Origin of the sequence: Rhodococcus coprophilus NBRC 100603, assembly GCF_001895045.1 — a bacterium.
Lineage (GTDB): Bacteria > Actinomycetota > Actinomycetes > Mycobacteriales > Mycobacteriaceae > Rhodococcus > Rhodococcus coprophilus.
The window spans coordinates 148,857-161,509 of the sequence record NZ_BDAM01000008.1 but is presented as its reverse complement, the minus strand read 5'-3'; the positions used below and the strand labels follow the sequence as shown (position 1 = coordinate 161,509).

Annotated in this window: 13 protein-coding genes; 2 read left to right on the top strand and 11 right to left on the bottom strand. The window is 66.6% G+C overall.

Translation table 11 applies throughout. The features are described 5' to 3' along the window. Positions 1 to 22 precede the first annotated feature (22 nt). The 7 genes from RDCOP1_RS14730 to RDCOP1_RS14700 are packed head-to-tail and all read right to left on the bottom strand — an operon-like array spanning position 23 to position 5,553. Positions 23 to 355 (bottom strand): cupredoxin domain-containing protein, encoded by a 333-nt coding sequence (locus tag RDCOP1_RS14730; protein ID WP_072702035.1) that lies wholly within the window; start codon positions 353 to 355, stop codon positions 23 to 25. A gap of 14 nt (positions 356 to 369) precedes the next feature. Beyond that, positions 370 to 696 (bottom strand): cupredoxin domain-containing protein, encoded by a 327-nt coding sequence (locus RDCOP1_RS14725; RefSeq protein ID WP_111731667.1) that lies wholly within the window; start codon positions 694 to 696, stop codon positions 370 to 372. A 25-nt stretch (positions 697 to 721) separates the two neighbouring features. After that, positions 722 to 2,308, bottom strand: a complete 1,587-nt coding sequence (locus RDCOP1_RS14720; RefSeq protein WP_072701812.1) for a multicopper oxidase family protein — start codon at positions 2,306 to 2,308, stop codon at positions 722 to 724. Beyond that, entirely contained in the window at positions 2,305 to 3,618 is a 1,314-nt protein-coding gene (locus RDCOP1_RS14715) for a hypothetical protein (RefSeq protein ID WP_072701811.1), read from the bottom strand. The genes RDCOP1_RS14720 and RDCOP1_RS14715 overlap by 4 nt, the downstream gene beginning before the upstream one ends. Beyond that, positions 3,615 to 4,304 (bottom strand): methylamine dehydrogenase light chain, encoded by a 690-nt coding sequence (locus RDCOP1_RS14710; protein ID WP_174555819.1) that lies wholly within the window; start codon positions 4,302 to 4,304, stop codon positions 3,615 to 3,617. The genes RDCOP1_RS14715 and RDCOP1_RS14710 overlap by 4 nt, the downstream gene beginning before the upstream one ends. A gap of 30 nt (positions 4,305 to 4,334) precedes the next feature. Then, positions 4,335 to 4,934, bottom strand: coding sequence for a redoxin domain-containing protein (locus tag RDCOP1_RS14705; protein ID WP_072701809.1), 600 nt, complete (start codon positions 4,932 to 4,934; stop codon positions 4,335 to 4,337). 43 nt (positions 4,935 to 4,977) lie between these two features. Beyond that, positions 4,978 to 5,553, bottom strand: coding sequence for a MauE/DoxX family redox-associated membrane protein (locus RDCOP1_RS14700; protein ID WP_231923000.1), 576 nt, complete (start codon positions 5,551 to 5,553; stop codon positions 4,978 to 4,980). A gap of 519 nt (positions 5,554 to 6,072) precedes the next feature. Between RDCOP1_RS14700 and RDCOP1_RS14695 the strand changes: the two genes are divergently transcribed. Further along, complete coding sequence (locus RDCOP1_RS14695) at positions 6,073 to 7,476, top strand: APC family permease (protein ID WP_231922999.1); 1,404 nt, start codon at positions 6,073 to 6,075, stop codon at positions 7,474 to 7,476. Continuing rightward, positions 7,473 to 8,225: an IclR family transcriptional regulator gene (locus tag RDCOP1_RS14690; protein ID WP_072701805.1), complete on the top strand. Its 753-nt coding sequence runs from the start codon at positions 7,473 to 7,475 to the stop codon at positions 8,223 to 8,225. The genes RDCOP1_RS14695 and RDCOP1_RS14690 overlap by 4 nt, the downstream gene beginning before the upstream one ends. Here the strand turns inward: RDCOP1_RS14690 and RDCOP1_RS14685 are convergent. The 4 genes from RDCOP1_RS14685 to RDCOP1_RS14670 all read right to left on the bottom strand — a co-directional run bounded on the left by RDCOP1_RS14685 (position 8,209) and on the right by RDCOP1_RS14670 (position 12,563). Further along, the gene (locus tag RDCOP1_RS14685; protein ID WP_072701803.1) at positions 8,209 to 8,946 is read right to left on the bottom strand and encodes an aspartate/glutamate racemase family protein; all 738 of its coding nucleotides are present in this window, start codon (positions 8,944 to 8,946) and stop codon (positions 8,209 to 8,211) included. The two genes, RDCOP1_RS14690 and RDCOP1_RS14685, sit on opposite strands and share 17 nt — an antisense overlap. 4 nt (positions 8,947 to 8,950) lie before the next feature. Further along, the gene (locus RDCOP1_RS14680) at positions 8,951 to 10,462 is read right to left on the bottom strand and encodes an NCS1 family nucleobase:cation symporter-1 (protein WP_072701801.1); all 1,512 of its coding nucleotides are present in this window, start codon (positions 10,460 to 10,462) and stop codon (positions 8,951 to 8,953) included. A 64-nt stretch (positions 10,463 to 10,526) separates the two neighbouring features. Then, positions 10,527 to 11,249, bottom strand: a complete 723-nt coding sequence (locus RDCOP1_RS14675; protein ID WP_072701799.1) for a GntR family transcriptional regulator — start codon at positions 11,247 to 11,249, stop codon at positions 10,527 to 10,529. Positions 11,250 to 11,375: 126 nt separating this feature from the next. Continuing rightward, a complete protein-coding gene (locus RDCOP1_RS14670) occupies positions 11,376 to 12,563 on the bottom strand; it encodes an RNA polymerase sigma factor (protein WP_072701797.1) in 1,188 nt (395 codons plus the stop codon). Between the last annotated feature and the right edge of the window lie 90 nt (positions 12,564 to 12,653).

The following is a 12,653-nucleotide window of genomic DNA, read 5'->3' as shown; positions in this document are numbered from 1 at the left end:
TGTAAGAAGTCCCGCTCGTTTCTCAGCGGACGGTGACCGTTCCGGTCATGTACGGGTGGATCGAGCAGGTATAGGTGTAGGTGCCGGGACGGTCGAACGTGTACGAAAAGGTGCCTTCGCCGGTGATCCCGCTGTCGAACTCACCGGGTGATTCCACGTGGTGCAGGAGACCACCGTCGTCGAACCGCCATTCGACGGTGTCGCCGACCTCGACGGTGGCGTCCATCGGACTGAACTGGACGTTGCTGATCTCGATCACGGCATCGGGAACGTCCGCGCCGGCACATCCGGTCAGCGTCGCCGCGGCGATCCCGCCTGTGATCGCCCAGCTGCCGATTCGGCTGCGGCGCAGCATTACCGAATGCTCCACTACTCGACGATGACGGTGCCGACCATCGACGCGTGGGGCGTGCAGTGGTAGGTGTACGTGCCGGGGTCGTCGAAGGTGTACTCGTAGGTGCCCTCGGTGAGCAACTCGCTCTGCAGCAGGCCTTCGAGCGGACCGTCACCCGCGACGTCGTGGGGGAGACCGTTGTCGTCGAAACGCCACTGCACGGTCTGTCCCGCCTCGATCGTGACGGAAGCGGGCGAATAGGCCATGTTCGCCACGTCGATGACCACGGCGGGTTCGTCGGACGTGTCCTCCGAACCGCACGCGGTCAGGGCGGCGGAGGTGGCGAGCGCCACGGCAAGCATTGTCAGTTTCTTCACAGCTGTCCTCTCATCGGATGTACCGCAGGTTCGCGGTCATCCCTGCCTCGAAGTGATAGGCATTGTGGCAGTGGAACATCCACTCACCAGGGTTGTCGGCGTCGAACTCGATCGCGAGTTCGGTGCCGGGTAGCACGTTCACGGTGTCGCGCCGGAGTCCGCCGTAGTCCGGTACTGCGAACGTGTGCCCGTGTGTGTGCATCGGATGCCACATCGTGCTGGTGTTCGCCATCGTGATGCGGATCCGTTCACCCTGGCGCATCACGAGTTTCCCGGCGTCGGCCCCGGCCATGCCCCACACGTAGCGGTCGCCGGCCTGGATCAGTTCCACTCGGTAATCCCGGTCCGGGGAACGGGTCTCCAAGCGGACGGACTCCGCCGGACGCAATTCGCTCTCGGCGAGCAATCGCCCTCCGAGTTCCGGCAGGACGCCTCCGACGTCGGGGGCGGACAGGGGTGCGGCGTCGGTCGAGCGCAGCACCGTCGACGCGTATCCGTCTCGCCCTTCGACCTTCGCGACCACCGGCCATGCGCCCGACTTCAGCGTGACGAGAACGTCGTAGCGTTGCGCCATCCCGATGATCAGCGTGTCGGTGGTCGCCGGGGTGACGTCGAACCCGTCGGCTGCGATGACAGTGAGTTCGTGGCCCGCGACCGCGAACCGGTACGGCGTCTCCGCGGCAGCGTTGACGATCCGCAGCCGCACGCGGCTACCAGGTGCCGCCGTGACGACCTCGGGGTCGTTTGGCGGCCGCCCGTTGATCAGGTGCAGCGGGTACCCGATGTGCTGGGTCATGCCCCCGAGAGGAACGGACGACCCGTGCCCCCCGTTCACCAGTGCCTGCGCGACCGACGATTCCTCCGGAGTGGGTTCGGCCGGTGCGCCGCCGCCGTGCCCGCCGTGCCCGCCGTGGCCTCCCGAAATCGCGGGATTGAGGGCCGCCAGGACTGCCTCGGGTGTCGTCCCGAGGCCGTCGACCCAGTCGTCGAGGACCAGCGTGACGTCGACGTCGGCGCCGGAGGTGTCGTTCGGATCCTCCACCACGAGTGCCCCGAAAAGGCCGCGGTCGGCCTGCAGCCCACTGTGTGAGTGATACCAGTGGGTGCCCGGGTCGGGAACGACGAAGTCGTAGAGGAAGTCGCCGCCCTGTCCGATCGGATCCTGAGTTGCCGGTGCTGCTCCGTCCATGTCGTTGCGGATCCGGATGCCGTGCCAGTGAACCGTGGTATCCGTCGGGAGTTCGTTGCGTACGGACACCAGCATCTTGTCGCGCACGCTCGCCCGCAGTTCGGGAGCCACCGCACGACCGCCGTACGACCACGTGTCGACGAGTCGTCCGCCGAGGTCGACGGTGGCCACCGCTGCCGTCAGAGCGGCAGTGACTTCGCGTCCGTTCCACCCGCGCGCCTGCTCCGCAGCCGCGATCTCGGGATCGGTAGCGGTGATGTAGTCCAGCGGGGTAGCGGGGTCCGCCGCCGAGCCCGAACTGCAGGATGCTGCACCGAGACCCAGTACTCCGAGTCCCACCGCGCCGGCTCCGAGGGAGCCGACGCGGAGGAAACCGCGGCGGTCGAGGGTCGGGCCCGAACGAATCATTCCAGCACCTGTGGGGTCAAGAGATTGCTCACGTCGTCGACGGTCCCGGTGATTTCCACCGAACTGACCTTGTCGCCGGTCTCGGCGGAGATTCCGACGATCGTCTGTGCCGATTCGCCTTCCACCTCGGGCCCGTCGCCGACGACGTACAGCGTCTCACCGTCGACCGAGAAGGCCATGCTGGAGATGCCGGTGAGCCCGAGCGCCGCCAGATCGAGGGTCTTCACGGGTGCGAACGTGGCCGCGTCGAACAGGTCGATCTTCACCACGTCGCCACCGCGAGCGGAGTGGGGGTGGACCACCGAGTCGGTGTACTCGATCGCGATCCGGGTGCCGGTGTTGTTGATGGCGTTGCCCGCGAACCGGCCGGAGTCCTGGCCGGCATTTCCGATCGGTGTCACCGCTTCCGACGGGAGGCCGTTCGAGAAATCGAGGACGTACACGTCGCCGTTCGCACCCACCAGCAGCGCCTGGTCACTCTCGTCGGCCCAGGTGACTGTGCGATTGCTGACGAAATCGTCGGGGAGGACCTTGGCCCGCGCGGTCTCGGTGGGAACACCCGCATCGTCGATCGAGATCTGGATCAACTCCCGGGTGTCCTCGCAGACGCTGTAGAGCTCGTGCCCGACCAGCCAGGTGAACGGCCCGCAGCCGATGATCTGGAGTGCCCCGCTCTCCTTCTTCGCCTCGAGGTCGACGACCCGCACGCCGTACAGGCCGTCGTCCCAGGTCACGAAGTACTTGCCGTCCGAGGTCACCGCATTGGATCCCGGCCGCGAGTGGACACGCGCGTAGTCGGGGAGGACGACCTCCGAGGGCTCGAGCAGGTTGCCCGAGTAGGTGCTGACGGTGAAGTCCGCGGCACCGCGTGACCCGCGGGGACGCCACACCTCGGCCGCGAGAACGGCAGGGTCGGCGGAAGTCTCGCCGACGAAGCCGTGGATCACCGGATCCCAAATGCCCGGGCCCACGACGAAGCGGTTTCCTGCCACGCCGGTCACAGGGTCGAGGGTGTTGACACCGAGCTCGAGATTGCCGAAACCGCCTGCTACGGCGAGCAATTCCGTCGACTTGATCGGCTCGATCTCGGCGACGTGTACCGGTTCCGGGAAGGTCGAACCGATTTCCTGGTCCTCGCTACCGAGACCGATGCCCTCACCGGGTGTCGTGAAAGGCACGGTCGGATAGGTGACCTCGCCGGCGGCCGGACTCTCGTCGTCCGAACTGCATCCGGTGAGAACGATCGCGGCGGCGAGCGGAACGGCGATCGCGGCGGTACGGGGAAAGCGCTTGCTGGATCGAGATGTCATGCTCCGGCACCGACCTTCGGACGAGCTGCGGGGCGGGTCTGGCAGTCCTCGCCGATGATGGGCGCCATCGTGCACGTGTACGCCTGGGACTCGTCCGAGACGCACCAGATGATCTCCTGGTCGTAGCTGCCGGAGACGGGGTTGTACATGATGGCCTGCATGTCGGGTTCGCCGCAGAAAGCGTTGGAGCACGACGGTGCGCCACAGCAGTCGTAATAGGCGATCAGGTAGGTCTTTCCGGTATCCGGGTTGGTGCAGCAACCCACCCAGAACTCGGCGCCCGGACGGCTGCCGGGAGCACATGTCGTCACGCCGCCGCCATTGCAGGCCGCACACGAGGTGCCGTCCATGTTGCACCAGCGCCAGTACTCACACTCGGCCGGATCCTTGCCGTCGAACGTGATGAACTGCGGATCCGGTACCTCGGGCGTCGCAGGCTCCGGCGGCAGGTCCTGTGCCATTGCGCTGCGGGTGACCGGCAGCGAGCTGATCAGCGCGACACCGGACACGCCCATCGTCCATCGGCCGATCTTGCTGAGCATCGAACGGCGAGAGGTGCTCTCGGACAGTTTGCGTCCCGTGCGGCTGACGAATGATCCGCCCTTGCCTGCCATCCAGTCCGCTTGTGCGCGGACGGTTTCCTCATCGACCGGATATCGGTTCTCGGTCATGTTGTGTTCTTCCATGGCTTGGCTCCTTCTCTCTCTCGGGACGGGTCAGGCAGACTTCGCCTGCGCATGCAGGTGCTGGAGGGACGGAGTGCCGGACTCGAGAGCGTTGAGCAGACTCTCGACCTGGGCCATGTGGTTGCACAGGCCCTTACCGCGGATCTTGCCGTGCTCGTCGAGGATCACCCCGTACGGTGTGGTGCCCACCTGGTAGGCGATTCCGACGTCGCGAGCGTCGACGTAGCTCAGTTCGTCGCCGATGTTGCTGCCGGCCAGGAACTCCCGGTGTTCCTCGGGGGTGCCGTCGGACACGATGACGACGTCGAGATCCGTTTCCGCGCGGGCCATTGCACGCAGACCGGGAAGCAGGCTCTTGCAGGTGCTGCAGCTGGGAGCGGTGAACATGAGCAGCTGCGCCTTGTCGCGGTGACCTCCGACGCGCACCGACCGCCCGACGTGATCGACCAGTCCGGCGAACGAGGGGCCGGCCTGATCGACCTTCGGGCCGGTGTCCATCATCCGCGCGCCCAGCGGCCCGAGGCGCACCTGAACACGACCGATCTCACGGGCCAGCGCCAGGGTCATGAGGAACAGCAGTGCGACCGCCACGGTGAGCACCACGACGGCCACCAGGAGAAATGTTGTCATCGAAATCAGTCCTATCTGTGCAAAAGGGTCGGCGGAGAGGGGATTACGAGCCGTACTTCGACTCGGTGCTCACTGCGCGCAATCTGATCGAGGCGGAGGTCAGGTAGTCGTCGACGGGACGGCGGCCGAAGTGCACGACCGATCGGATCTGCACGACCGCGACCACGGCGAGCACGATCAGCAAGCCGGCCGACGCACCGATGAGCTGTTCGAGCGGAGCGATCCCCGACGGGTGGGTCGCCGCGAGGACGAGTGCGGTGACGGCGAACGATGCCGCGCGGGCCGCGTGGAACCACCCGATGCGTGGCACTTCGTGGGCGGAGAACGCGAAGCATCCGCAGTCGAGGTCACGCCGGCCACGAGCCAGGTTCACGGTCAGCCCGAACGTGAAGGCGGCGAACAGCAGTGCGGCGCCCGAGGCCGCCCACACACCGGCGATCCCGAGGATCAATGCGGTTCCCACCAGAACCTCGACGAGCGGCAGCGAACCCGCCACCACACGTTCCATCCGGTCCGGCAGCAGCCGGTATCCCTTCACCACGGTCAGAAGCCCGTCCCGATCGCGGAGCTTCGGAATGCCCGCGAGCAGGAGCGTTCCACCGAGTATCGATGCGACCATCGCCCAGAACATGGATCACGCCCTCTCTGTCGTCGGGCCAATCCTGATGAGCAGATGCGGCACTTCTGCTTCGCGCAGGAAAACACTGTGCGGTCACCGAGTGGAAAACGACTTCGGGTCGTTTCCGGCCTGTTCGTGCTGGTCATCCGCGCGTCGTGTGAGGCATGCCACCTCACGGAGCGGAAGCGCGGCAATTGTGAAGGCACCGTTCGCTGTCCAGATTTCCACTCGGATTTACATCACCGTCACATTCATGACGACCCTGAAACTCGTGGGGCTGGTGAGACGAAGAAACCAAGAGGAAACACAGACGTTCTACGGTTTCCGCTGGATGGCCCGGGTCCGAAGACGGGCCGACGGACGATCGGAGTGCCCGTGACGAGCGGCAGACGTGGCAGTGGCGGGTCGCGGACCGGTGGTGCGTTAGGAGCGGCGATCGCGCGTTCCCGAAATGCCGCTCCGGCCGCCGCACCGGTGTTTTCTCCCCTGCGGGCGCTGAACCGACGTCAACTTTCGCAGATGGACCTGATCGGCCAATCGTTGTCGACGGTGGCCCCCGCGACGGGAATGATCTTCATCGCGTCGTGGATCATCTCGGCCGATCCCGGTGTCGCGGGGCTGGGCGCGATCGTCGGCACCACCGCGGTGGTCGTCGCGGTCGCCTTCTGCATCTCCCAGTTCACCCGTCGGCTCGCTGCCGCGGGGTCGTTGTACAGCTTCGCGTTCCAGGGACTTCCCCGGCGTGCCACCCTCACCATGGGCGCGGCCCTGCTGCTCGGTTATCTCGGTATCGCGATTTCGGTTCTGGCCAACTCGGCGGTGAGCCTGCTGGGAATCGCCACCGCTCTCGGCAGTGCCGTGTCCGGGACTGTACCGCTGCTGGTGTGCGCAGTGCTCGTCGCAGGTGTCGTCGCGACCATTGCGGTGCGCGGTGTCCGTCTCGCGACGCGGGCAATCCTCGTCGTGGAACTGTGTTCGCTGGTGGTCATCTGCGCACTGATGGTCACCGACTCCGGTACTCCCACCTCCTCGGTCACACCCGGCGCCGCCGCAACGTTGCCGTTCCTGGCGCTGATCGTGGTGTTCGGGATGGCGGGATTCGAGAGCGCGGCGTTCTTCGGGGCCGAGGCCAGGCGCCCCCTGATCACAGTGACCCGGGCAGTACTCGTCACCCCGATCCTGTGCGGAGCAGTTTTCGTCTTCGCCGGATGGGCCGCACTGACCGGGCACGCGGACGTGGTCGTGGCCGCGTATTTCGAGGGCACTTCCTCGGGAGCGAGCACTGCGATGGTGGTGGCGGTCAAAGTCGGTGTGACCTTCTCCTGGTTCGCATCCGCCCTGGGATGTGCGCAGGCCGGTTCGCGGCTGTTGCTGGCGATGGGCATCGAGGGCACCGTTCCGCGGCGCCTGTCCCGTGTCCATCCACGATTCCGCACACCGTACGTCGCGGTGATCGCCTTCACCGCCGCGGTGGTGATCGGCGCGTGGCTGTACCTGCTGATCTTCCTCGGCGACTCGGTCGTGTTCGACGGTTTCGTCGAGGTCGCCGTGGTCGGTGCCTACACGTTGCTCGCCGTGTCGTGTCTGCGGTTCCTGCGGCGTATCGGCGAGGATGCGCGCTCGACCACCGTGATCGCGGTGGGCATCGCCTGCGTGGGAGCCGGACTGCTCGGGTATCTCACGTTCTCCGGGATCGTCGACGGGCAGTGGGGGATACCGTCCGCCGTGCTCGTCGTCGCGCTGGCCGGCGTGGTGTGGGCGACCGTGCTGAAGCGGGTCCGGCCGGCGTCACTCGCGACGATGGGTGCTTTCGACAGCCCGGAAACCGCCGACCTGTTGCCCGGCGCGGGCGAACTGGTGCTCGACGACGCCGGACGGCCCCAACTCGCATCGGCCTGTCCGCTGCCGGGAGACCCGCGATGACCACCCAGGCGGACGCCGAAGTGGGATTCGGCGGCCAGCAGCCCAAGGCCGTACGGAAGGCACTGGGGATGCTCGAGGCAGTGGCGCATCTCGGCCCCGGCGCCACCGCGAAGGAGATCGCCCACTTCGCCGGGGTGGCACCGACGACCGCGTATCGGATGCTCAATCTGCTCGTCGCGGAGGGCTTTCTGGTGCGCGTACCCGACCTGTCCGGCTTCGCCCTCGGGCGACGCACCGTCGAGTTGTCCCGGGCCGCGGTGGAGACGGATACCTCGCCCACCCTCCACGAGACGGTCGAGGATCTCCGGTCGCACACCCGTTTCGGATTGCACGTGGCGTCGTTCGCGGGTGGCCGATTGCGTTTCGTCGACCAGGATCCCGATCACGAGATCGTCGGAATCGCCCTGCTTGCCAAGAACCTCCACTCCAACGCGCTGGGAAAGATCATGCTCGCGCACAACACCGAAATGAGTGTGGGGCTCGAACTGCGCAAGCTGACCGACAACACCGTGTGCGACTCCGAGACGCTCGAAGCCGAGCTGTCGAGGATCCGGCTCGTCGGCCACGCATTCGAGAACCAGGAGTGCAGGATGGGCCGGTCGGCTCTGGCCGTCCCGATTCGCAACCACGGGGCAGAAGTGGTCGGGGGGCTCTGCCTGCAGGGTTCGCCTCTGCGCGTGTCGCCCGCAGAGTACGAGCAGCTGGCCTTCCTCCACGACGGATCACGGCGTCTCACCGGCTTGTTGTGAAATCCTGCAGCAGACCGGAATAGAGTTTCGGGGGCGGTGGTGCGAACTCGCCGCGCTTGCCTCCGGTCGCCAGTCCCATCGTGACGAGCGACTGCACCGCGAGCGTCGCCGCGGTGACACCGTCGACGACGGGAACACCGAGATCGGCGGAGATCCGGGTACACAGGTCGGCCATTCCGGCACACCCGAGCACGACGACGTCGGATCCGTCTTCGGACAGCGCGTCGGCACATGCCTCCGTGATGATCTTGCGCGCGTCCGGATCGGTGTCGAGCGACAGCACGGGCACCTCGCACGCGTGTACCCCCCGGCACTTCCCGCGCATTCCGTAGCGCTCTGCCAGATCCCAGGCCCGGCCGGTCGTGCGCCCGAGCGTCGTGACCACGGAGAAACTTCTGCCCAGCAGCGTCGCGGTGTGCATCGCGGCTTCGGCGATCCCCACGACCGGTCCGGTCGCTATCTCGCGGGCCGCGTCGAGGCCCGGGTCGCCGAAACATGCGATGACGTGCCCGTCGGCGCCGGCGCGTTCACCCTTCTCGATCTCGGCGAGAAGCCCGGGGACGGCAAGAGCCTCGTCGTAGTGACTTTCGATGGACGGTGGTCCCATCGCCGGGCTGACCGCCTCGACGCGTGTGCCCGGACCGGCGACGGCCCGGGCACACGCCTCGATCTTGGCGGTCATCGCCCACGTGGTGTTCGGGTTGACGACCTGGAGGAACATTCGATCAGACGGCTTCCTGCGTGGGGGCGGGCTCGGGGACGTGCACCGCAAACCGGGTACGGGTGGCCAGCAGGTAGTAGACGGCGAAACCGAGTCCGCACCCGATGAACCAGCTGTACTGCGCCGCGGTGCTCATGCCGGGAGCACTGTTGAACAGCACCGGGGTCATCGCGACGGCGGCACCGACGACCGTGGCGACCACGGCGGCGGGGTTGTATCCCTTGCGGTACCAGTAGGCACCTTTCTCGGACATCGTGAAAAGGTCGTCGACGATCACCTTCTGCTTGCGCACCAGGTAGTAGTCGGCGATGAGGATGCCGAACAGCGGGCCGATGAACGCGCCGAGGGTCTCGAGTGTGTAGTGGATGACTTCCGGGTTGTTGTACAGGTTCCACGGGGTGATGAGAATCGATCCGACCGCGGCGATCATGCCGCCTGCCCGCCAGCTGATCCGCTGGGGGCTGACGTTGGAGAAGTCGAACGCCGGCGCGATGAAGTTCGCGACGATGTTGATACCGATGGTGGCGATCGCGAAGGTGAGCGCGCCGAGGACGATCGCGAAGGTCGAATCGATGCGGGCGACGGTCTCGACCGGGTCGGTGATCAGTTCGCCGTAGACCGGAAGGGTCAGCGAGGCGGTGATCACCACGAGCAGCGAGAAAACCAGAAAATTGACCGGAAGTCCGAGGAGGTTCCCCTTCTTCACTGCACCGAAGGACTTTCCGTACCGGGAGAAGTCACCGAAGTTGAGCATCGGTCCGGAGAAGTACGAGACCACCAGCGCGATCGCACCGAGCATGACGGGCACCGAGGACCAGCCCGTGTGGGTGACGGCGCCGAGCGTCAGGTCGATCGCACTCCACCCGGCCTGGGATATCAGGTAGCCGCAGAGCAGGAACATCACGACATAGACTGCGGGACCGCAGAAGTCGATGAACCGCCGGATCGATTCCATGCCCCGCCAGAACACGCATGCCTGGAGTACCCACAGCGTCAGGAAGCTGGCCCAGCCGAGTGCGGACAGCCCGGCGAACCCGTAGTCCGCGACGACCGCGTACGGCGCGAGCGAGGGGAAGAGTTTGATCAGCACCACGTCCAGTGCGGCCGACGCGAGGAACGTCTGGATTCCGTACCAGGCCACGGCGATGACGCCCCGGATGATGGCGGGAATGTTCGCACCCAGCACCCCGAAGACGCTGCGGCAGATGACCGGATAGGGTACCCCGGTGACCTGGCTGGGTTTGGCGACGAGGTTGCAGAAGAAGTAGACGATGGTGATGCCCACCAGCAGTGCGACCAGCACCTGCCAGCTCGCCAAACCGAGTGCGAACAGGCTGCCGGCCGTGACGTAACCACCGACGCTGTGCACGTCGGACATCCAGAACGCGAAGATGTTGTACGAGCCCCATCGCTGGTTCTTCAAAGGGGCCAGATCGTCGTTGGTGAGCCGCGGATCGTAGGCCGCGGACGGGCCCGGTACGGGTGCATCGTCGCGCGGTGTCAGCACTTCGGTCATGGGTTCTCCTGTGCGGTGAGCGATTTCGATGAACCGACGCTAACCGCGCGACATTGCCGCAGGATTACCCGAACTGTATATCTTCCGGGCTCAGCAGGCCTGCGTCCGCGGCAAGCGTCGAGATCGCCGCGTCGAGCCGCCGATTGTGGTGTTCGTACGCTGCAAGCAGCTTTTCGGTGTCACGTGCGAGGAAGGCGTCGAGCATTGCCTTGTGTTCGTGGTGCAGTTCGGCGCGTTCTGCGTCGCTCACGTGGACCATCGGCTGGACCGGCTCGGTGATGTTCCAGGCGTATTCGAGCATGTGCAGTAGCCGGTGCATCCGGGACGGACGCGCGAGCGTCATGTGGAAGATGCGACTCTCCCGGTGATAGGTGTGCGAGTCATGTTCCCGTACAGCACGTTCGAGAATCTCGTGTGAAAGCTCGGCGAGCCGGTCGTCCTCGGGGGTGGCGTTGTGGAGTGCTGCCGCGAGGGACGCGGATTCGAGTGTCTCGCGGACGAGGTACAGCTCGCGCAGTTCTGCGGCCGTCAACTGGGCGACGATGTATCCGTGATTCTGCCGATGGGTGACCAGTCCCTCCCCGATCAGGGTCTTGAGCGCTTCGCGTACGGGGATGCGGCTGACACCGAAGAGTTCCGCCACATCGCCCAGCGGTATCGGCGTGCCGGGCGGCGCTGCGCCGGAGAGGAAGACGCGCCGGAGTTCGTCGAGGATGGCGTCCTGTGGTCGTCCGGGTGCGTCCACACGGAGCCGGTCGAGAAGCACCGATCTGCGACGTGGCGCCACGGCGGCGTCTCCCCTCTTTCCCGGCGAACACGAGTGGCCGACGGCGTGACGGTAGGCCCGTAATGTGTCCGCCGCATCTCACCCGTGTGACGGCACCGAGTCGAACGTCGGCCCGGTGCCGGGCGGCTAGGGAGCAGCCGCCCGCGCGGTGGTCGTCGGTGGCGCGGTTCGGGTCGGAGTGGGGACGGCGGTGGTCGGACTCTGGTCGCGTTCCTTCTCCTCTTCCCGCGAGTCGTCCGTCGGTCTCGTCCGCCGGGGGTAACGCGTCCTTTCGTCGGTGGTGGAGGTGCTGGACACCGCCGGTGGCGACGAAGTGGATGTCGAGGTGGAAGGGGAAGAGGAACTGAGGGTGGGAATCGGATCGAAGAGGGGGACCGTCGTTTCGGCCACCGGAGTCATCGGTTCGGGAGACGGTTCGGTTGTCGTGGGCGGATTGGTGGTCTCGCTCGTGGTGGTCTCGCTCGTGGGGGTGACCGTGACGGCGGCCGCGGGTGACTGCGGCAGCGTCACCGGGCGCGACGCCGAAGACGGAGGCACGGGCGGGTCCGCGGAGTCCGGGCCGGGTTGGGCAGCCACTGCGATGACGGCGGTCGCAAGAACTGCTGCCATCGCGGCGACGACGATCGCCGACCTCTTCCCGCGCGAACGGCGAACGGTAGGAAACCCGTTCCGGTTCAGCGGTTCGATGCGCCGACCCATGTCGGCGAGTTCGGTGGCGAGTGGCTCCGCCGAGAACACGCGGTCGCGCAGGCGCGGGGGGAGGGGGACGGGCGGCAGGGACGCGAACAAGCCGGTGGCGTTCGGGACCGTCGGCACGGCCAGGTCCACCGCTTCCTGAGCGCGGGCGAAGGAGCGGCCGTCACCGGCCACGGATCCGAGAATCGCGTCGATGTCCTGCGCGGTGAAATGGTGTCGCACCGCCAGTTCCAGGACTTCGCGTTCGGTCGCACCGAGGTTGCCCACCGCCTCGCGGACGGCGTACACCTCGGGACGAAGTGGCGGCGCGGCAGGATCCGTCGCGGGTACGAAGCCGACGGAGCCGGTTGCGCGCCCCGGCCGGGCGCACTCGGAACGGACGATCGCGTAGACCCAGGCACGCAACAACCCGAGGTCCCGAAGAGCGTCGATTCGCCGCGCCGCGATCCAGACCGAGTCGTACACGACGTCGGAAGCGGTCGATACGTCGACGAAGCCACACGCGTACGCGAACAATCCGGGCGCGTAGAGGTCGTACAGCCGCCTCGTCGCGGCCGGATCTCCCTGCCGCAGTGCCTCGCCGACCTCGCGGTCGTTGGACCCGTTCCGGTACGCCATCGATGCAAACCTCCCCTGTCGTCCGCGCCCCCGTGCGGCCCCTGCGGGACTCGCGTCCCGGTGCACTCTACGAGTCGGAAGGCAGACAGG

What these genes read in the sequence shown, in the direction of transcription:
- RDCOP1_RS14730 (WP_072702035.1), bottom strand. Translation starts at nt 355, where the DNA reads ATGCTGCGCCGCAGCCGAATCGGCAGCTGGGCGATCACAGGCGGGATC.
- RDCOP1_RS14725 (WP_111731667.1), bottom strand. Translation starts at nt 696, where the DNA reads ATGCTTGCCGTGGCGCTCGCCACCTCCGCCGCCCTGACCGCGTGCGGT.
- RDCOP1_RS14720 (WP_072701812.1), bottom strand. Translation starts at nt 2,308, where the DNA reads ATGATTCGTTCGGGCCCGACCCTCGACCGCCGCGGTTTCCTCCGCGTC.
- RDCOP1_RS14715 (WP_072701811.1), bottom strand. Translation starts at nt 3,618, where the DNA reads ATGACATCTCGATCCAGCAAGCGCTTTCCCCGTACCGCCGCGATCGCC.
- RDCOP1_RS14710 (WP_174555819.1), bottom strand. Translation starts at nt 4,304, where the DNA reads ATGGAAGAACACAACATGACCGAGAACCGATATCCGGTCGATGAGGAA.
- RDCOP1_RS14705 (WP_072701809.1), bottom strand. Translation starts at nt 4,934, where the DNA reads ATGACAACATTTCTCCTGGTGGCCGTCGTGGTGCTCACCGTGGCGGTC.
- RDCOP1_RS14700 (WP_231923000.1), bottom strand. Translation starts at nt 5,553, where the DNA reads ATGGTCGCATCGATACTCGGTGGAACGCTCCTGCTCGCGGGCATTCCG.
- RDCOP1_RS14695 (WP_231922999.1), top strand. Translation starts at nt 6,073, where the DNA reads ATGGACCTGATCGGCCAATCGTTGTCGACGGTGGCCCCCGCGACGGGA.
- RDCOP1_RS14690 (WP_072701805.1), top strand. Translation starts at nt 7,473, where the DNA reads ATGACCACCCAGGCGGACGCCGAAGTGGGATTCGGCGGCCAGCAGCCC.
- RDCOP1_RS14685 (WP_072701803.1), bottom strand. Translation starts at nt 8,946, where the DNA reads ATGTTCCTCCAGGTCGTCAACCCGAACACCACGTGGGCGATGACCGCC.
- RDCOP1_RS14680 (WP_072701801.1), bottom strand. Translation starts at nt 10,462, where the DNA reads ATGACCGAAGTGCTGACACCGCGCGACGATGCACCCGTACCGGGCCCG.
- RDCOP1_RS14670 (WP_072701797.1), bottom strand. Translation starts at nt 12,563, where the DNA reads ATGGCGTACCGGAACGGGTCCAACGACCGCGAGGTCGGCGAGGCACTG.